The 20,272-nt window shown below is 43.0% G+C and carries 16 protein-coding genes, 1 tRNA gene and 3 pseudogenes; 10 read left to right on the top strand and 10 right to left on the bottom strand.

Annotation, left to right across the window (positions count from 1 at the left end; genetic code table 11):
* Nucleotides 1-12: 12 nt before the first annotated feature.
* The 4 genes from hutU to hutI all read right to left on the bottom strand — a co-directional run bounded on the left by hutU (nt 13) and on the right by hutI (nt 5,018).
* Nucleotides 13-1,692 carry a urocanate hydratase gene (gene hutU, locus AACQ81_RS11720; protein ID WP_237387360.1) on the bottom strand — a complete coding sequence of 560 codons (1,680 nt, stop codon included), beginning with the start codon at nt 1,690-1,692 and terminating at the stop codon, nt 13-15.
* 290 nt (nt 1,693-1,982) lie between these two features.
* Nucleotides 1,983-2,714: a histidine utilization repressor gene (hutC, locus tag AACQ81_RS11715; RefSeq protein ID WP_443089556.1), complete on the bottom strand. Its 732-nt coding sequence runs from the start codon at nt 2,712-2,714 to the stop codon at nt 1,983-1,985.
* Nucleotides 2,715-2,764: 50 nt separating this feature from the next.
* Nucleotides 2,765-3,724 carry a formimidoylglutamase gene (hutG, locus tag AACQ81_RS11710; RefSeq protein ID WP_237387359.1) on the bottom strand — a complete coding sequence of 320 codons (960 nt, stop codon included), beginning with the start codon at nt 3,722-3,724 and terminating at the stop codon, nt 2,765-2,767.
* 19 nt (nt 3,725-3,743) lie between these two features.
* A complete protein-coding gene (gene hutI / locus AACQ81_RS11705; RefSeq protein ID WP_237387358.1) occupies nt 3,744-5,018 on the bottom strand; it encodes an imidazolonepropionase in 1,275 nt (424 codons plus the stop codon).
* Between the two features lie 184 nt (nt 5,019-5,202).
* Here hutI and smrB point away from each other — a divergent pair, with 184 nt between their 5' ends.
* Nucleotides 5,203-5,745: an endonuclease SmrB gene (gene smrB, locus AACQ81_RS11700; protein ID WP_237387357.1), complete on the top strand. Its 543-nt coding sequence runs from the start codon at nt 5,203-5,205 to the stop codon at nt 5,743-5,745.
* 18 nt (nt 5,746-5,763) lie between these two features.
* Here the strand turns inward: smrB and sixA are convergent, their stop codons facing one another.
* The 4 genes from sixA to AACQ81_RS11680 form a co-directional block, all read right to left on the bottom strand.
* A complete protein-coding gene (gene sixA / locus AACQ81_RS11695) occupies nt 5,764-6,246 on the bottom strand; it encodes a phosphohistidine phosphatase SixA (RefSeq protein WP_237387356.1) in 483 nt (160 codons plus the stop codon).
* Between the two features lie 501 nt (nt 6,247-6,747).
* Nucleotides 6,748-8,925, bottom strand: a complete 2,178-nt coding sequence (gene fadJ / locus AACQ81_RS11690; RefSeq protein WP_237387355.1) for a fatty acid oxidation complex subunit alpha FadJ — start codon at nt 8,923-8,925, stop codon at nt 6,748-6,750.
* Complete coding sequence (gene fadI, locus AACQ81_RS11685) at nt 8,925-10,235, bottom strand: acetyl-CoA C-acyltransferase FadI (protein WP_237387354.1); 1,311 nt, start codon at nt 10,233-10,235, stop codon at nt 8,925-8,927. Before fadI ends, fadJ begins: the two co-directional genes overlap by 1 nt.
* Nucleotides 10,236-10,528: 293 nt before the next feature.
* Nucleotides 10,529-10,825: a YfcZ/YiiS family protein gene (locus AACQ81_RS11680; RefSeq protein ID WP_237387353.1), complete on the bottom strand. Its 297-nt coding sequence runs from the start codon at nt 10,823-10,825 to the stop codon at nt 10,529-10,531.
* Between the two features lie 353 nt (nt 10,826-11,178).
* Between AACQ81_RS11680 and fadL the strand changes: the two genes are divergently transcribed.
* Complete coding sequence (fadL, locus tag AACQ81_RS11675) at nt 11,179-12,528, top strand: long-chain fatty acid transporter FadL (RefSeq protein WP_237387352.1); 1,350 nt, start codon at nt 11,179-11,181, stop codon at nt 12,526-12,528.
* Nucleotides 12,529-12,600: 72 nt separating this feature from the next.
* Here fadL and mlaA read toward each other — a convergent pair whose 3' ends face one another.
* Nucleotides 12,601-13,353 (bottom strand): phospholipid-binding lipoprotein MlaA, encoded by a 753-nt coding sequence (gene mlaA / locus AACQ81_RS11670; RefSeq protein WP_237387351.1) that lies wholly within the window; start codon nt 13,351-13,353, stop codon nt 12,601-12,603.
* 184 nt (nt 13,354-13,537) lie between these two features.
* Between mlaA and AACQ81_RS11665 the strand changes: the two genes are divergently transcribed.
* The 8 genes and pseudogenes from AACQ81_RS11665 to AACQ81_RS11630 form a co-directional block, all read left to right on the top strand.
* Nucleotides 13,538-13,612: transfer RNA gene (locus tag AACQ81_RS11665), tRNA-Arg, on the top strand.
* A gap of 175 nt (nt 13,613-13,787) precedes the next feature.
* Nucleotides 13,788-15,002: a tyrosine-type recombinase/integrase gene (locus AACQ81_RS11660; protein WP_237387350.1), complete on the top strand. Its 1,215-nt coding sequence runs from the start codon at nt 13,788-13,790 to the stop codon at nt 15,000-15,002.
* A gap of 201 nt (nt 15,003-15,203) precedes the next feature.
* Nucleotides 15,204-15,635, top strand: coding sequence for a hypothetical protein (locus AACQ81_RS11655; RefSeq protein WP_237387349.1), 432 nt, complete (start codon nt 15,204-15,206; stop codon nt 15,633-15,635).
* Nucleotides 15,636-15,637: 2 nt separating this feature from the next.
* Nucleotides 15,638-16,111: a hypothetical protein gene (locus AACQ81_RS11650; RefSeq protein ID WP_237387348.1), complete on the top strand. Its 474-nt coding sequence runs from the start codon at nt 15,638-15,640 to the stop codon at nt 16,109-16,111.
* Between the two features lie 175 nt (nt 16,112-16,286).
* Nucleotides 16,287-17,948: a terminase large subunit gene (locus AACQ81_RS11645; RefSeq protein ID WP_237387347.1), complete on the top strand. Its 1,662-nt coding sequence runs from the start codon at nt 16,287-16,289 to the stop codon at nt 17,946-17,948.
* Between the two features lie 593 nt (nt 17,949-18,541).
* Nucleotides 18,542-18,826, top strand: coding sequence for a hypothetical protein (locus tag AACQ81_RS11640; RefSeq protein WP_237387346.1), 285 nt, complete (start codon nt 18,542-18,544; stop codon nt 18,824-18,826).
* Between the two features lie 364 nt (nt 18,827-19,190).
* Nucleotides 19,191-19,343 (top strand): annotated as a pseudogene (locus AACQ81_RS11635) (Arm DNA-binding domain-containing protein); the annotation flags it as partial.
* A 54-nt stretch (nt 19,344-19,397) separates the two neighbouring features.
* Nucleotides 19,398-20,146 (top strand): annotated as a pseudogene (locus AACQ81_RS11630) (IS630 family transposase); the annotation flags it as partial.
* A gap of 3 nt (nt 20,147-20,149) precedes the next feature.
* Here the strand turns inward: AACQ81_RS11630 and AACQ81_RS19740 are convergent.
* Nucleotides 20,150-20,272 (bottom strand): annotated as a pseudogene (locus AACQ81_RS19740) (IS982 family transposase); the annotation flags it as partial.

Raw genomic sequence — 20,272 nt, 5'->3', positions numbered from 1 at the left:
AACAATGCTCCCTTATTTTACATCAATCATTGGCAGGTTCAGTCCCTGTTCTTTCGCACACTGGATAGCCAGTTCATAACCCGCATCAGCATGACGCATAACACCTGTTGCTGGATCATTATGCAATACACGAGCAATACGTTCTGCCGCTTCATCCGTACCATCACAAACAATTACCATACCGGAGTGCTGGGAGAATCCCATACCAACGCCGCCGCCATGATGTAAAGAAACCCATGTTGCGCCACTTGCCGTATTCAACAATGCATTCAGCAACGGCCAGTCAGAAACGGCATCGGAACCATCTTGCATTGATTCTGTTTCCCGATTGGGACTGGCTACAGAGCCTGAATCCAGGTGGTCACGGCCAATCACGATCGGAGTGGAAAGTTCCCCACTGCGTACCATTTCATTGAATGCCAATCCCAATTTAGCGCGATCTCCCAGACCCACCCAGCAAATACGCGCAGGCAAACCCTGAAAACTAATGCGCTCTTTTGCCATGTCTAACCAACGATGTAAATGGGTGTCATCTGCCAACAGTTCTTTGACTTTAGCGTCAGTTTTATAAATATCTTCAGGATCACCGGAAAGTGCTGCCCAGCGGAAAGGCCCAATCCCACGGCAAAATAAGGGACGAATGTAAGCAGGCACAAAACCCGGAAAATCAAAGGCATTTTCAACACCGGATTCTTTTGCCATTTGACGGATGTTATTGCCATAATCGAAAGTCGGTATACCTTGTTTTTGGAAGGCCAACATAGCTTCAACATGCGCAGCCATGGAGGATTTCGCAGCCTGAGCCACGACTTCCGGCTCTGTCTCAGCACGACGGCAATATTCCTCCCATGTCCAACCTACCGGTAAATAGCCATGTAACGGGTCATGTGCGCTGGTTTGATCTGTCACCATATCAGGACGGACACCGCGACGTACCAATTCAGGCAAGATTTCTGCGGCATTACCGCACAATGCTATCGATACAGTCTTTCCTTCCCGGGTATAGCGTTCAATACGGGCCAAAGCATCGTCTAAATCAGCGGCTTGTTCATCCACATATTTAGTACGCAGACGAAAATCAATGCGACTTTGCTGACATTCGATGTTCAATGAAGAAGCCCCAGCCAAAGTTGCTGCCAGTGGCTGTGCCCCGCCCATTCCACCCAACCCGGCAGTCAATACCCAGCGTCCGGTTAAATTACCGTTGTAATGTTGGCGACCGGCTTCTACAAACGTTTCGTAAGTGCCCTGCACAATGCCCTGACTACCAATGTATATCCAGCTACCCGCTGTCATCTGTCCATACATCGCCAATCCCTTGGCATCCAATTCATTAAAATGTTCCCATGTTGCCCAATGTGGAACTAGATTCGAATTGGCAATCAATACACGCGGCGCATTCTCATGCGTCTTGAACACGCCCACCGGTTTACCTGATTGCACCAGCAGGGTTTCATCATTTTCCAGATTTTTCAGGGTCTCAACGATTTTTTCATAGCATTCCCAGTTTCTGGCTGCACGGCCTATTCCGCCATAAACGACCAATTGATTGGGATTTTCAGCTACATCCGGATCAAGATTATTCATGAGCATGCGGAGTGGAGCTTCCGTCAGCCAGCTTTTTGCTGTGAGTTGCGCCCCTCTGGGGGCACGAATGGTTACGTTGCTGAATTTATTATTTTGCATCGTCACGGTTTTCCTATTTTATCTTTATGAATTTTGTTAATTGTATAGTTGTATATACATGTATATTCAATAGAAAAAAATGTGACACAGATAAAGCCGATAATATGGAACACATTATCATTTATTATAAATATCAATAAGGTGATGATGATTTATTCTGTGATAAGCAGATTAATGTTTTTACTGATTTTGTGTTTCAAATCACATTTTGTTTACATTATATTTACAAGAATTAATAAAAAAACCTCTTCAACCCAAAAAAGGTAAAAGAGGCTTTTTACAGTTTAACGGACAGATTATGAACTAAAATGACCTTTCAATTTATATCGATGTCCGGGAAACAATAACTTAGCACTAGAAACAATAAATTCTTTCGACCAAGTTCGGCGGCTGATTAACAAACAAGGCACATTTGCCTCAATTTGCAGTAATCGGCAAGAACGGGCATCTCCCGCAACAGCTTCAACAATATGCTCTCCCTCTGTCAAAGGAGCTACTTGAGATAAGTAATCATGGGCAGTTTGTTGGCTGAAATTCTGCCTCAAATATTCCGGCGCAGCCTGAGCGTTGACATAGCGATCTTCAATTTGCACAGGCACATCATTTTCATAATGTAAAATAATCGAATGGTAGAGAGGCGCGTCTACCGCAATACTAAATTCCGCAGCCTGCGTTATATTGGCACTCACCTCAGAAAGTTTCAGTACTTTACAACTATGTTGATGAGAGCGTGAGATAATTTCATCCGCAATACTGTGAATTTCAAACAAAGCGGATTGTCCTTTCGGCTCAGAAACAAACGAACCTACCCCTTGCAGGCGGAATAGAAAACCTTCTGCTGTAAGCTCCCGCAATGCCCTATTGGCAGTCATGCGGCTACAGTGAAATTGTTTGACTAATTCAGCTTCAGAAGGAACCCGATCATGCGGTTTCCATTCCCCTGTATAAATTTTCTCAATAATTGTTTGTTTGACTTTCGCATACAAAGGTATTGGCTTGACAAATTCATCTGATAAATTGGCTGCCACAATTACTTGCCTCTCACTTTTTATCCAGACCACTTTTATCTATTCCACTTTTATCTATTCCACCAGTGCACCAATTGCCATGCGAGACGCGCCGCCGCCTTGCCTCCCATTCCTTGAATATCATACAAAGGGTTGAGTTCGACCAAATCCACAGCTTGCAATTTTTTACTCTGGCAGATGAGTTGAACCAATGGCAATAAACGCTCTAGCGGAACACCCAATGCCGCTGGTGCAGAAACTGCTGGCATTTGCCAAATTGGCAGCACATCCAAATCGATAGTCATATAAATAATATCAACTTGATTAATTATATCTTGCAATTGCTGTTGTACCTTATCCAGCATCGACTCGACACAATGAGTATCCCAAATAATTGTGACATCAAGATGATTCGCCTCATCCAATAACGCTTGAGTATTCGATGACAAACTGGCCCCGACACAAGTGTAATTGAATGGACGCTGGTGCTGCTGACAATAGTGAGCAAGCTGCCTAAATGGCGTCCCTGATGTGGGTTGTAACGAATTTCGTAGATCCAGATGCGCATCAAAATTGATAATACCAACACGCTGAGTCGGAAACGCGCGATATATCCCCATTCCATGAGCAAATGCCGTTTCATGCCCGCCACCAAAAATCAGCGTTTTCATGCTATGATGCTGGCACTCATATACCACATCACTAAGCGCCTCTTGTGCTTCACTCAATTTTTCAGGATCAGCCCGGATATTTCCCAGATCCACCAGCCGCTCATGGCCATCATAGCTAGCCAGATTTGCCAATGATTGACGCAAATATTCAGGCCCTGATTTCGCTCCCGGACGTCCTTGATTCAGTTTGACGCCTTCATCACACTCAAATCCCAATAAGGCAATATGGTGCGGAAACTCTTCTGGGGAAAAACTGGCGGGTTGTTTTATTGTCTGGAATACTCGCAGAGCATTCTCAGCTTCCGCAAGATCATCACGCCCTTGCCAAATATTCTCCGATGTTGGATGCCATAAGTTCATATTCTATTCCTCGCCACTGTTAATCATTGCAATCGTTATCTAAGTGAGAATGGTTTGTGATTTCACCGCGATAAACACGATAAACCAATGGATTGCGTCCCAATTCATATAAAATATCAACCGGATTCTCGGCATCCCAGACAACAAAATCAGCCATATAACCAGCGGTCAATTGACCATGGCTATCAACTCGCCCTAATGCACGGGCTGCATGGATCGTCACACCCTGCCACGCTTCTTCTGGAGTCAAACCAAACTGCACGCAAGCCATGTTCATAATCAGACGCAAAGAAGCAAATGGGCTGGTACCTGGATTGAAATCTGTCGAAATAGCCATTGGAATACCATATTGACGCAATAATGCGATGGGGGGACGCTTCGTCTCTCTCAGGAAATAAAATGCTCCCGGCAGTAACACTGCGGCTGTTCCACTGCGGCTGATGGCTTCAATTCCCTTTTCATCTAAGTGTTCAATGTGATCAACTGACCAGCCTTGATATTCAGCCACTAATTCACTGCCGCCTAAATTAGAAAGTTGTTCAACATGACCTTTTACGGGAATATTTAACCGTTTTGCGGTATCAAACACGCGCTTGGTCTGGTCAATATTAAAACCGACTGTTTCACAAAACACATCTACAGATTCAAATAACTTTTTCTGCCAGAGCGCAGGAAGAATGGTTTCACAAACTAAATCAATATAAGCATCAGGATTGTGTTTGTATTCGGGTGGAACCGCATGGGCTGAGAGTAATGTTGGGCTAATTTCGATGGGATTTTTCTGTGTCAACGTTCGCACGACATTCAACTGCTTTTCTTCATTATCCAGATCTAATCCATAACCTGATTTTATTTCTACTGTTGTCACACCTTCAGCAATCAAAGCATCAAGCCGCTTTTGAGCAGAGATTTCCAATTGATGGGCAGGGCTGTTTCTCGTTGCATTGACCGTTGAATTAATCCCCCCACCTTCGGCACTAATCTCTTCATAAGAAACTCCATTCAAGCGCATTTCCCATTCAGATGCCCGATTACCGCCAAAAACTAAATGGGTGTGGCAATCGATTAAGCCGGGAGTAATTAACCGCTGTTCTGCATCAATAATTTTACAATTTTTGCTTGGCACACTCTCTGTCGGTAAAACTGCCAAGATCTTCTCATCCCGGATAATTAGATCATGCTGCTCTAACATTCCATAATTACTTTTACCATCAATGTGCTTAATTGTAGGGTTCATTGTGGCAAGTCTGGCATTACGCCAAATAACATCGGTATCTTTCAGTTCAATCGACATTACTCTCTTCCTGTTATTTTTTCTTATTAACATCAGCCTTTATGTTGTATATACATTTATTTTATAACCAAGCATGTTTGTCAAATCATTTTATGTTTATCTTGTTCCTTAAGACGATAGCTTCTAAGAAAAATCACAGAAAATCAGGTACACTTATCAAAATTTGTTAGTGAATTGACGAGTAATGAAGAAGAAGAACCTACTAAACGAAGAAGATGTTGAACTATTCAGAAAATCTGTAACAGGAACCCGCCGAATTGTCCACGATACGGTTTTGCATACTCCGAAAAGAAAAAAAGTCAGTCATGTCGCTCCTGAACGCCTTATGCAAGAGCAGATTGATGCCAGTTACTATTTTTCTGATGAGTTCCAGCCTAATCTCGATACAGAAGGAGCAACCCGCTATGTTAAAGAAGGTGCCAATCATTATGAATTGAAAAAATTGCGCCGAGGGGATTATCCCCCTGAACTGTTCCTTGATTTACATGGGTTAACTCAATTACAAGCTAAGCAGGAAATAGGCGCTTTGATCGCAGCCTGTCGTCGTGAGCATGTTTATTGTGCCTGTGTTATGCATGGTCATGGCAAACATATCCTTAAACAACAAACACCATTATGGCTTGCCCAACATCCGGATATCATTGCTTTCCATCAAGCCCCCAAAGAATGGGGAGGGAACGCTGCATTGCTCATTTTGGTAGAACTGGATGAGCTTACACAGCGTTAGTTTTTCTTCTGTATAACGTTAGGTTTTGTTGGCTAACTGTGCCGGAGAAATTTGCCATAATAAGCGACCTTTCTCCGTTTTCCGCTCCCATTCCACACAAGCGATGCTGGATGTAGCAAACATCGGGGGTGTTTGTCCGGGGCAAAGCTCAGAAACCAAATAACCGACTAACGGTAAATGAGAAACGACTAATACAGCTTTATGCCCTTGCGTTGCCAGAACCTGTAAATAACTGGCTACCAGTGCCACATCGCCCGATGGTGTTAATTCAGCCAGCACTTCTTGGTTGTCTGGCAGAACCAATTTTTCGCGAACTACCTTTAGCGTCTGCTCTGCACGGATATAGGGACTGACCAAAACAGAGTCAATGTCAGATATTTGTTGTGAAAGCCAGCATGCTACTTCCCGGGATTCTTGATAACCACGTGGAGTTAATTCTCTCGCTATATCACTGATTGCATCTAAAGTAGCATCACCGTGACGCATAATAAAAACGTACATAATTCACCGTCTAGTTAATTGCAAGCTGTCTCAAGGCAAAGCACGATTAATTTTCTTGGGACAAGTCATTAGCTATACCTTTCATCTTTCAAATTGCTGCTCTAGTGGTCAATTTAACTAACCCCAACCACATAGTGATTAAAGACTTAATAAGTCATTCTGTGGGATTAGTACCTTTTCCGCCAAACCATAACTTGTAACTTATTGGGTATAGATGGATGGAATTAATAAGTAAATCTAAATGAGATTATCAAACTAATCGTTGATAAAAAATAATAGTTGATAAAAAACGCTTCAGCTCTTGTTGTACGCATTCTGCCCTAAATTAAGGGCAAATAAAATAAATAAAAACGATTTATATATGCCTTATTTTGTTGTTTATTATTCATTGTTTATATGAAAAATAAAAACCATAGATAATCAATTATTAAATTATTTTCCATAAAAAAATCGACTCTTAATTAAAAGAGCCGATCTGTTTGATTTTTAAAAAATATATATTTATGTGTGAAATTTCTTTTTCTGTTCAGCCATCTGGATTAGTCTCCCACACGGAGTAAATCTTTCTCCATATTTTGATTCCAAACGACGTAAAACTTCCACGACCTTATCACAGCCAAGCTGATCGATATAACGGAATGGCCCTCCAAGGAACGGCGGGAATCCAATGCCAAATACAGCACCAATATCGCCATCACGAGGGCTTCGGATAATTCCCTCATCCAGACAGTGAACTGCTTCGTTCAGCATGAGCATCACACAACGCTCAGCAATATCAACAGGTGACATGTTTGCTGCGGGCCTGATTTTTAATAAAGGATAAATAGATGTGTCTACTTCTTTGGAAGTTTTACCAAAAGACTTAAAGAAGCCTTTTTTGTTCACATATGAATAAAAACCTCGTCCATTTTTCTTGCCTTTCCTATTGTCTTTTAAGATCGCTTCCAAAATCTCTGGGGCAGCAAATCTATCGCCCAATTGCTCCACTAATATCGGGATAATTTTGGTACCCACATCTATACCAACTTCGTCCAGCAAATTAATTGGGCCAATAGGAAACCCGAAATTAACCAGAGCCTTGTCGATATGATCAACAGGCTCTCCTTTCACCAAACAATAACCTGCCTCATTAATGTAAGGTGTTAAAATTCGGTTTACGTAGAATCCGGCTTTATCACCGACAACAATCGCTGTTTTCCCCTGTTTTTTCGCCAGTGAAACAGCGGTGGCAATTGTTTTTTCACTTGTCCCTGCATGTGGAATAACTTCTACCAAAGGCATTTTGTCAACAGGGCTAAAATAGTGAAGGCCGATGACTTGCTCAGGCCGCGTTGAGACTTCAGCAATTTTATGGATTGGTAGCGAGGAAGTGTTAGAAGCAAAAATAGTTTCAGGTTTTGTGTTGTCTTCAATTTCTGAAACCATTTTACGTTTCAATACCAAATCTTCAAATACAGCTTCAACCACAATATCTGCTTGCTTAAATCCGCTGTAATCTGTGGTTCCAGTCAATAAAGACATTTGTCGAGAACGCTCACTGGGTTTCAAACGACGCTGTTTTACTCGCTTAGAAAGAAGATCCCATGTATATTTCAGTGCCTGATTGATGCCTTTTTCATTAATGTCTTTAATGCGGGCTGATAGATTGCCCCGGGTTATGGTAACGTTGGCAATCCCGCCACCCATCAGGCCTCCACCCAAAATCCCCACCTGTTTAATTTCCGCAGGCTGCTCTGACGAACCAGTTTCATTTTTTAAAGTAGTTGAAGCGAAAAACAAGCTCCGCAGTGCCGCTGATTCCGGTGACATCGCCAATTCACCGAATGCCTTGGCTTCAGCCTGAAAACCTTGCTCTGATCCCTTTTCCAACCCTGTGCGGATCACATTGATGATTTTTTCTGGTGCCGGATAGTGGCCATGGGTTTTCGCTTGCGTTTTCCTGCGCACCATATGGAACAGCAGCGGCCTACCCAGTGTGCTTGCCATCATTCGCTGTGACCATGGCAATGGCTTGCGTTTGGCACTGCCTTTTTTAACATATTGCACAGCAACATCGAGCAAGATATCCAAAGAAACCGCATCATCCACAATACCCAACCGTTTCGCCTGCCTAGCTTTAAGCTGACGCCCTGTCAATATCATGTCCAAAGCGGCGCTGACACCAATCAGACGAGGCAACCGCTGAGTTCCTCCTGAACCCGGTAATAGCCCGAGCTGAACTTCCGGCAAACCAAGTCGTGTCTTATCATCCAAAGAACAGATGCGAGCATGACAAGCCAATGCCAGTTCCAGCCCTCCTCCCAAACATGCTCCATGAATCGCAGCCACTATCGGTAAAGGATAACTGGAAATTTGTGCAAATAATTTTTGCCCTTTTTGAGCCAATTCTGTCGCTTCTTCTTGTGTTTGACAGCCAGCAATCATACTGATGTCTGCGCCGGCAATAAACGTATCTGGCTTTCCAGATATAATCACCAACCCTTTTAAACCAGAAAATTGTTGTGCTTTCTCAAACGTTGTCAGGAACTGTTCAACAAATTCGGCTTTCAGGGTGTTCACTTTATCACTCGGTACATCAATAGTGATGACACCCACATTGTCGTCTCTGACAGAAAAATTGAATACTGATTGATTTGATTGCGTTGTTGAGATGACGGTTTCTTTTTCAGCCAGAGCCATTATTCGACCTCCAATACCATTGCTGCACCCAATCCACCTGCGGCACAGGCAGTTGTTAGCCCAAAACCACCACCACGGCGGCGCAATTCATTCAATGTTTGGGTAACCATTCGCGCTCCTGTCGCAGCAAAAGGATGACCATAAGCAATTGACCCACCCAATACATTGAATTTATCCATATCCACTTCACCAAGCACCTGATTACGCCCCAGTTTTTCACGAGCAAATTTCTCACTGGCAAACATTTTTAAGTTCGTCAGTGTTTGAGAAGCAAACGCTTCATGCATATCAATGAGGGTGAGTTCATTCAACGTGATGCCTGCACGATCTAACGCCAACGGTGTCGCATAAGAGGGTCCCAGTAACATATCCTGCCAAACATCAATCGCAGAAAATGCGTAGCTACGTAAATATCCCAATGGGATCATGCCCAGCTCTTTAGCAACTGATTCACGCATTAATATAACTGCTGCCGCACCATCAGTCAGCGGCGTACTATTTGCCGCTGTGACCGTACCATATTTACGGTCAAAAGCCGGACGCAACTTAGCGTAAGAAGACAATACTGAACTTTTCCGAATATTGTTATCTTCCAACAAAGTTTCACGGTACGGCGGAAAATGTGCTGACACAACTTCATCATTCAAAAGCCCCTGCTCCCAAGCTTTCGCAGCCAGTACATGGGAACGGTGCGCCAAGGCATCCTGTTCTTCACGGCTGATATGATAGGTTTTTGCCATCTGCTCTGCTGTATCTCCCATTCTCAACCCAGTTGAATATTCAGCGACTGCCGGAGATACTGGCAATAAATCTCGTAATTTCAATCGACTGAATAGTTTTAGTCGTTGAGACAGGCTCTTGGCTTTGTTCATATCAACCAAAGTGCGGGCCAGTGATTTAGTTACCCCAATTGGTAAAACAGATGAAGAATCGGCACCACCTGCAATCCCGACATTCACTGAACCCGCCATAATGCTTTCAGCCACATTTGCAATTGCCTGAAAACTCGTCGCACAAGCACGGGAAACACTATAGGCATCAGTATTCACACTTAAACCAGTACCTAAAACAATCTCCCTCGCAATATTTGGTGCTTCCGGCATTTGAACAACCTGCCCAAAAACCAATTGGTCGATCTTCTCAGGCGATAAACCGCTCCTAATGATCAGTTCACTGACGACGGCTTTCCCTAAATCGACAGCCGGAACACCGTGGTAGAAAGTTGCCTGTTTCGCAAAAGGAATGCGCAACCCGCTGACAATAGCAACACGGTCTTTTTGCTGTGTTACTTTTGTTGAAGAACGACCCATAGCAACTCCTGCAATAATTATTAATTAAATCAATTGATTGATTAAAGATATTTACTCACCTCACAAGAGGTCAGACCTGATGAAGCATTGTTAACGCAATGTTGGTAAATAGCAAACAGGAATAAACGAAAAATGCGAGCAAGCGCAACTTTGAGGCATTTATAATTTATACAACTTGGATGGGGAATGTGCGGCTCATATACAAAAAAGAACTATTATTTACAACTGTTGACAAGCAACTCTCCCACTGCCTGAAATGGCAAAACAGCGGGAAAATCGTTGTTTGAGATGAATTAACGCAATCCTAACTGAAAAATCAAGGCTTCTGCCTGGCAACTAAAAATAAAATCCACAGATAATTGTATTCCGCCATCAACAGCATCTATTTTATGGTGTATAAAGCACGGATCTGATTCCACTTCTTTCGCCTTTCCAGTCAATGTATTAAGCATCAATTCAGCTTCTTGTTCACTGGCAAAAATACGCTGATAAGAAGCGGTGCAATCTTCATTATCAATAACAGTTCCTACATCAACACAACAGCAAGCAGCCGTTTCTTCCGCGCTACAACGGTTAATTGCATCAGTCATTTTTCTTTCTCCAACGATAAAAACTTACTGATGATTGTACGTTGCCTTAGTTACTGATAACCAGTGTTCGCGCGATTTGAAACCATTTATCTCACTATTTATTGATCTAAATACATCAAACAATAGCCATTTACATTTGATTAACAATGATTGTCTGTTTTTTGTTAAGCAAGTCCCATTTTGATAATCATTTTAGCTATATTTTAAAAACATTCTTGCAACACATTCTATTATCAGGCCTATACTTCGTGCACTGGTCTGATTTGTCATTATGGCAAACCGACTCTACAATCCCGCGCTCTCAGCTACTTGAGTAGCATGTTAAATAATAATTAAACAATGAGGTTTTGGTTATGAGCCAGAAAACCCTATTTACACGTTCAGCACTAGCAGTGGCGGTTGCAATTCTTTCATCCAATGCTAGTGCTGCCGGTTTTCAATTGAATGAATATTCAACATCAGGACTAGGTCGGGCATTTTCTGGTGAAGGTGCCATTGCAGACAACGCGACTGTGGGCAGTCGTAACCCTGCTGCCATGACCTTATTTGATCGTCCTTCATTTTCCAGCGGCTTAATTTATGTCAACCCGAATGTTGATATTACAGGTGAATCTCCAGTAACTCGCAAGAGCACTAATGCTAAAAACATCGCCCCAAATGCATGGATCCCAAACCTGCATTTTATTGCACCAATTAATGACCAGTGGTTTGTGGGCGCATCTGCGACTTCCAACTTTGGCTTAGCGACTAATTTCAGCAATAACTATAATGCGGGCCTGCTTGGCGGTAAAACTGATCTTAAAACCGTGAACCTAAACCTAAGCGGTGCTTACAAAATTAACCATCAGTTCAGCTTTGGCTTAGGTGTCAACGCCATTTATGCTGATGCCACGATTGTTCGCCATATGGGTGAAATAGGCACAATCATCACTGATAGAGCTCACAAAGCAGGTTATCCAATCACCATTCCAGCATCTGCTGAAGCTGCCAAACTAGAAGGTAAAGATTGGGGCTATGGCTGGAATGCAGGTTTGTTATATCAATATGACGAAAATAACCGTTATAGCCTGACTTACCGTTCAAAAGTCAAAGTGAAATTCAAGAGCGGTGATTACAGCAATGATTTGCCATATATACCTGGATCAGGACCAATGAGTTTTGAGCAAGGAACTAATGGCAAAATAGTCAAAGGTAAATTGGATTTGAACTTACCTGATATGTGGGAGTTCTCAGGTTATAACCGTATAGCCCCACAATGGGCAATTCATTATAGCTTCCTGTATACAGGCTGGGGTGAATTCAAGGAATTGAAAGCAACAAGAAGCGATACAGGTAAAATTGCATTTAATAAACACGAAGGTTTCCGAGATGCTTACCGCATCTCGCTGGGTACAACTTACTACTATGACGATAACTGGACATTCCGTACTGGTATCGCTTTTGATGAAAGCCCTGTACCGGCCAAAAACCGCTCTATCTCCATACCTGACCAAGATCGTTTCTGGTTGAGTGTCGGAACCACTTACGCATTTAATAAAGATGCCTCCGTGGATGTCGGTGTTTCCTATATGCGCGGCAAAAAAGTACACGTAAGTGAAACACTGCCAGAAGAGATTCAGGCAAAAGGTTTCAAAGCACCTTATGAATTCGATTCCAAAGGAACTGCATGGTTGTACGGCGTGAACTTTAACTACACGTTCTAATATTCGTTTTATTCGAATGCCGTAATCTAAAAAGGATAGCACTTGCCATCCTTTTTAGTTATGAGTTCCAAACTAATCGATGGAATCCAATTCATCCTGAATACTTGCGGCATTAGGATTTTTTTCTGGCTCCAGCTTGCCGCCATTAGCCATAAAGTCATGACGCTGGAAGTAAGCATCACGCATCATCAAATAAGGATCTGAAGAGTTCTTCAACAAGCCATCAGAATCCAGCAAACGAGCACGGGTTTCTATTCCTTCAACCATCCATTTACCTACCGACATCCAACCAGTGAGATAACTCAGTAAAGGATAAGTCATATCCGCAAAATTACCGCCTTCATCACGCAGTGTGAAACTACCATAGCCGGGCAAAACAACATACGGACCATAGCCTACATCGTAGTACCCTAATGTGCTGCCAAAACGCAACACATCTTCTTTTGCCAGTTTAGGATTTGCCATAGAAGCAACATCAATAAACCCACCCATACCTAACAAAGTATTTAAAAAGAAACGGTTAAAATGCTTTACGCCCTCATGGATATCTCCACGAAAAAAACTATTAACCATACTGGCTGGTTCTTCAAGATTACTCATAAAATTGCCAATACCATTTCGCGCAGGCACGGGTACATAATTACGCCAGGCCACAGCAACCGGTCGCAAAACATACGGGTCGAGAACATCATAATTAAAGTTGAACATAGCACGGTTAAAGCCTTCCAGTGGATCTGGACGCCCCTGTTGCACCGTATTCGATGAACTGGCACATCCCACCAGTAAGACTACTGTAAGAGCAACCCCGCTCAGACGATACTTCATATAGTTCTCCACATAATTACTTTTAGACATTGACTCTCACACCGCATACCGATCAATGTACCCAATATGTTAAATATACTGCCAATTTTTCATTAATGGTAATCAAAAAGAGTGGTTATTATATGTCCAAACAGTTTGCCATGCCTTATCTCCAGCAAAAAAAACAGGTATACTAGCTTACGTTGTCCCCTTAGTTAAATGGATATAACGAGCCCCTCCTAAGGGCTAATTGCAGGTTCGATTCCTGCAGGGGACGCCAAATGAACATCTCTCACAGTCTATTCAAGTAAATTAACTCCTGTAAAATCAAATAATTCAACAAATCCCTCATCTATCGAAGTCTAGTAGTGTCTTTCTAAATCTCTACAATTTGTTGTATAGTTTTCTGTATAGAAATTCCCTCTACAATTTTTCTATACAATATTGGGTGGTTTATGAAGCTAACAGACTTAGTAATCAAGCGAGCCAAACCAAAGGAAAAAGCCTATACGTTGGCAGATGGTAACGGGCTATCTTTGTTGGTTGATACCAATGGTTCTAAAGGCTGGCGATATCGTTATCAATTTGCGGGTAAAACCAAAATGATCTCATTAGGAGTTTATCCGGTAGTAACACTCACTGAGGCTAGAACTAAACGCGATGAGGCAAGAAAGCTGGTGGCTAACGGAATCAACCCCAGCGAAGTAAGAAAAACCGAAAAGATATTCGCAGCAAACCAAATAGAAAACACCTTTGAAAATATAACTCGTGAATGGTATGAAAAACGCGTAGACAGGTGGTCAGCTTCTTATGCCAAAGAAATGATGGAAACATTTGGAAAAGACGTTTTCCCATATATAGGCAATAGGCCTATTGCTGAGATTAAGCCAATGGAACTTATGGCTGTTTTATCACGAATGAACGAGCGGGGAGCGACCGAGAAACTCAGAAAAGTTCGTCAACGGTGTGGGGAGGTATGGCGATATGCAATAGTAACAGGGAGAGCTGAATATAACCCCGCCCCGGATTTAGTGTCTGCTTTTGCTCCACATAAAAAAGAACATTATTCGTTTTTAACTGTTGATGAAATCCCTGAGATCTATAAATCCTTAAATGCTTACACAGGCAGTTTCATCGTAAAAATGGGGATGCGATTACAAATGATAATTGGTGCCCGTCCCGGTGAATTACGCAAGGCTGAATGGTCAAAAGTTGATTTTAATAAAGCGCAATGGGAAATACCTGCTGCAAAAATGAAAATGCGTCGTCCTCATATTGTTCCATTATCAAATCAGGCTATTGATATTTTAGAACAACTAAAGCCCATTACAGGCCAAGGGAAATATGTTTTTCAGGGCAGGAATGATGCAAATAAGCCTATGAGTGAAATGGCATTAAATTTATTAATTAGGAGAATTGGTTATACAGGGCAAGCAACGAGCCATGAATTCCGCCACACAATGAGTACTATTTTGCATGAACAAAACTACCCCTCTGAGTGGATTGAAACCCAGCTTGCTCATGTTGATAAGAACAGCATTCGAGGAACCTACAACCACGCACAATATCTGGATGGTCGTAGGGAAATGCTTCAATGGTACGCCGATTACATGGACGCACTCGAACAAGGCGAAAATGTGGTACATGGCAAATTTGGGAAGCGTGCTTGATGGTCATTGGATCTACTCGGTTATTTTTATATGAATGAAAATAGTCAATCAAACCCTCTCGTTTCGCTGATAATGGAAAATAAATCCATAAGTTATCCACAGATTGCGCCAAGTTTGTACACTTGTAACTAATTAATTAAGTTGTAGAATTTACCTCAGTAGACACCAAACTAATGACATGGAAACCATGGAGGCGAGCAGTTGGATATACTGGGGAAAAGAAAATGGTTAAATCTGAATGAATGTGCAAAATATTTACGGAAAACACTTAATGATGATATCAGTGTTTCTGACGTAGCCCGTCTGATTGCTGACGGTGAGTTAAAACCATCAATCTTTTTTCACTCTTGCTGCTTTGTACGTGAAGTACAAATCACGAGCAAGCCATTATCCCATGTGCTTAGCGAACCAGAGGCAGCTATCACTTCAAATATTCACCTTCTTAGCCAAGAAGCCCTATTGCCTGATACGCCTATTATTCACGCAACCCCAATCGGTGACAAAATAATCTTTACCGAGGGTATTTGGTCTGCTCTACATATTGGAATCATTAAATACGAAGCAGAAAAAAATATAGTGAAGAGCAGGGGTTGCCAAAACCCAAAAGATCTTTATATGAGGCGAAAGGAATAATATTGGCAGATGGTGAAAAAAGATTTCAGGTTGTTCAAAAAATAGATTTTGAACGTGAATTGATCGCATTAGTGAAATTATCTCAGTCTCAAAGAGAGGAGGAAAATGGATTTTTTAAGGCACATATAGAGAGATTTAAGCAAATAAAGAACGCTAAAATTATAGGTGATATCTATGACAGTTTTGTGCCATGTGTTGGATTGCCGGAAAATTCATACTTTGCAATTAAAAAAGAAGATATAGACGTATTTGTATCTATGTGTATGCCTGCTAGCAAAAAAATATCACCCAAGACGACCAATAAGCAAGCAGAGTTTATATATGCACTAATAGCAGCTCATTATGGTCAAGATGTAGCTAATAATCCACGCTCTCATATTGATAATGGCGATATAAGGATTGATCTTGAAAGTAAAGGTTTTGATGTGCCATCAGGAAACACAGTATCAGGCTGGTTAAAAAACATTAACGTGTAATATTACATTTGAGTTTGTAATATTACGAAAAGCGCCAAATAAGTTTTGTATATTCCCCCCTGTCATCAACAAACGTCCACTAAAGAAAATCAAGGACTCGATAACAGGAGGGCTACATGCCAACAATCACAGCACCGAAAAATAATCTTATACGCTTAGCCTGAGTAATAGACCGATGAACGCATGGGAACAGTACGCTTTTGATGTCGAAAGCGGCACAATTCCGGCCTGTAAGCGCCTGAAACAGGCTGTGAAACGCTACTATAACGACCTGAACAACCCGATTTACACGTTTGATACTGAGGTGGTAGAGCGTTTTATTGCGTTCTCCCGCCTCTGTCCCCACGTCAAAGGCCATTTGCGGGGTAAGCCGATTGTCTTGGAGCCGTGGCAACAATTTGCCTTTGCCAACCTGTTCGGCTTCAAGGTCAAGGCCACCGGACGCAGGAAATACCGCAGTGCTTACATTCAGGTGCCGCGCAAAAATGCGAAGTCCACGGTTGCCGCGATACTGGCGAATTGGTTCTTGGTGATGGAGAACGGACAGCAGGATATCTACACCGCCGCCGTGAGTCGCGATCAGGCGCGTATTGTGTTTGATGATGCCCGCCAGATGTGCCTGTTATCAAAGCCGTTCAAGAGACGGGTCTCTATCCAGCAGCACAAAGTGACCTATCCAAAGAGCAACAGCCTGTTAAAGCCGCTAGCGGCGAAAGCTGCCACGATTGAGGGAACAAACCCCAGCCTTGCCATTGTTGATGAGTACCATTTACACCCTGATAACGCCGTTTACTCTGCTCTTGAACTGGGCATGGGTGCCCGTCCTGAAGGTATCCTGTTTGCCATTACCACGGCGGGCAGTAACGTGATATCAGCTTGTAAGCAGCATTATGATTATTGCTGTCAGATACTGAACGGGGAAGAACAGAATGCATCGCTGTTCGCCCTGATTTACGAACTGGACGACGAGAGAGAAATTGATGATGAATCCCTTTGGGTGAAAGCCAATCCCAATCTGAATGTCTCGGTAGAGAGTGACGCCCTGCATGACACGATACAGAAAGCCCGCGGTATTCCCTCACAATGGACGGAGATGTTAACCAAACGCTTTAATATCTGGTGTCAGGGTGAAACGCCTTGGATGGGTGAAGGCGCTTGGAAAGCCTGTCAGACGGATTATGAAGAAAATGACCTCAAAGGGCTGGAGTGTTACGCCGGACTGGACTTATCTTCAACGGGCGATATCACCAGCATTTGTTACACGTTCCTCGTGGATAATGAACTGTTATTACTGACCCGTCATTACCTACCCGAAGTACAATTGCAGAACCCCGCCAACAAGAATCGGGCAGTTTATCGGCAATGGGCACAAGCAGGCTGGATACGCACCACCACAGGCGATTGCATTGATTATGACCATATCCGCGATGACATTATTAAAGACAGCCAGCACTTTGATATCAAGCTGGTCGGCTTTGATACATGGAACGCCACGCATCTACGTACACAATTACAAGGCGCAGGGCTGGATGTTGAGCCGTTCCCACAAACCTATATGCGCTTTAGCCCGGTGGCTAAATCTGCCGAGGTATTCGTGAATCGCAAAGTCATTCGTCACAACGGCGATCCGGTGCTCGCGTGGGCAATGTCTAATGTCGTAATGGAGACAGACGCGAACGCCAATATCAAGCCGAACAAAAAGAAATCGGCAAACAAGATCGACCCTGCAATTGCATTCCTGATGAGTTTTGGCACATGGCAGAGTGAGCATGAAGACTTTGCATTTAGCCTCAGTGATGAGCAGAAGCAGCGGCTGGCTAACTTTGAAGGGATTTAGTTAACTCATTGATATTTAATCATACGCCAGATTTGGTGTTTGCTTGTATTTTAACCACCAGACTTATTGTCGGTCAGTTGCCTCGTTGCATAGAGCAAGAACTGCCCCTCTTTAAGAGGGTTAGTTTGAACACTAAAAATATCAGTATGCAAAATTCAATATCCGATAATCGGACTTTGGGCGTAACTGATAGTTACCCGCAAAATTTGTGCGGCAGTAATGCTGACTCACAGAATTTGCACACCTCCTTAAGAGGAGAGCAATAACTAACCAACCCTCTTAAAGAGGGCAGCCTATCAGGTGAAAAATATTTTTCAGTTGCTCTCGGGTGGTCAAAGTGACCCCCTCGGAAAAATCAATGAGTTAGTCAACTATAGGGGAAATCTCTATTGTGAAAATCACAATGCAGGACGGCTTGATATTAAGTCCTCATCCAAAGTGTGAATTCCCATCTTGGGTATGGTGATCTCCCCATACCTTTGAGTGACTGAATACGTATTACGTTCGCAGTCAGGAGCCGGAAAGCAGTTATAACCTTAACTTGTTGATTTTTTATCATGGTCAAAATCTTGACCATCTACAGGTGGTAATCAATGACACGAAGAAAGCAAAAGCACTCACAATCAGCGGTTGCCACGGTCACAGGCAAGATCACCGTTTCCCCCAAGCGTATAAAGTGCCAGACAGGTAAGGTGATGGCAGTCGCTACGATGCAGGTGCAGAGTGAGAAGCGCAGTGATTACCCGCTGCGTGTCGTGGGCTTTGATGAGGCGGCGCTATCAGTGATGCTATTGCGGAAAGGTCAGGAGATCACCGTAACGGGGAAGGCTTCTTACTGGCAGGGCTATCAGTTGGCTGTCTCCTCAATCACTCAATAGTTCCGACGCAATACGTCGCGACCTCCATAGGTTGGAGCGTTTAGCGTACTGACCTTGCCTCTTGACTACTGAAAACATATCGGTAGCACAATAGAACTATCGAGAGTTCTTAGCGAAATGCAAATTGTATAGAAATCCGTATAGATTTAAAGATATAATAAATTTTATAACTTTAAATCAATAGCATACCATTCAAGTTCTATTCATGCAGGGCGCCGCAGTTCATATTAGTTCGAAAATCCCCTGAATTATAGCTACTTCCCATAAATCACCGTTCGTGAACGTTCGCATTAGTTCGTTGACATCCGCACTCCTAACTGGGTAAATTTTGGGTAAAGAATTTTACCCAGTGGAATTTTACCCAATGCTCACTGTAAAACAGGTTGATTCAGCTAAACCCAAAGAAAAGCCATACCGCCTGTCGGACATTAATGGCCTTTACCTATACATTCCATTATCTGGTAAAAAGGTATGGCAATTGCGTTACCAATTCGAGGGGAAGGAAAGGATCTATACCAATCGCCATTGAAGATGCTTGATTTCTTATCCAAACCCGATCATGCTTGCCACCATGAAAATTCATCTGTCACCAGAACAAAAACACGCCCTCGAATTGATGCATGATACAACACGCGACAGTCGAGTTTGTGATCGCATCAAGGCGGTGCTTTTGGCTTCCGAAGCAACTGTCTTGAACACGATTTTTATGGCGGCTCTGAAAGCCCTCTCTCTGCCGAACAAACCGCCGACCTGATTGATTATTTGACGACAAATTTGATGCATACCACCGCCCAAATTGTGGCTTATGTCCGAGCACGTTGGCAGGTGTCTTTCAGCGTGGGCGGAATGACGAAATGGCTTCACCGCCAGGGTTTCAGCTACAAAAAACCAAAGGGAGTGCCTCATAAATTCGATGCGGATAAACAGCAACAATTTATTGATGACTACAAGGTGCTGAAAGACGGTGCGGCTCAGAATGAGCCGATCCTATTTATTGATGCGGTGCATCCTTCACAGTCCACAAAGCTCAGCTATGGCTGGATGAAAGCAGGAAAACATCAGGTAAAAGTGGTCGAAACCACCGGCAGTCGTACCCGTCTTAATATTCTGGGTGCCCGCAATTTACAACGAATTGAAGACACCGTGATCCGTGAATATCCGAGCATCAATGCTGAAAGCATCGCGTATTTTTTCGGGGCGCTCCGGGAAACTTACCCCCTTTCGCAAAAAATCCACATTATTCTGGATGGGGCGGGTTACCACCGAGCCGAGTTGGTGAAAGATATTGCGTATGTCCTGAATATTGAATTGCATTACCTAACCTCAGCTTCGTTTAAGAATAGCGATATCATTATTCCGTAAATTCAAACTCGGTTTTTTAGGTTGGAATGTATACGCAATGAGGCCTGCGGCGATTTCCAGTAGAAAACCGAGTTGACTGCGATG

Origin of the sequence: Xenorhabdus sp. Sc-CR9, assembly GCF_963897815.1 — a bacterium.
Taxonomy (GTDB): domain Bacteria; phylum Pseudomonadota; class Gammaproteobacteria; order Enterobacterales; family Enterobacteriaceae; genus Xenorhabdus.
Note: the sequence above shows the minus strand (reverse complement) of the source record. Positions and strands in the feature narration are given on the sequence as shown.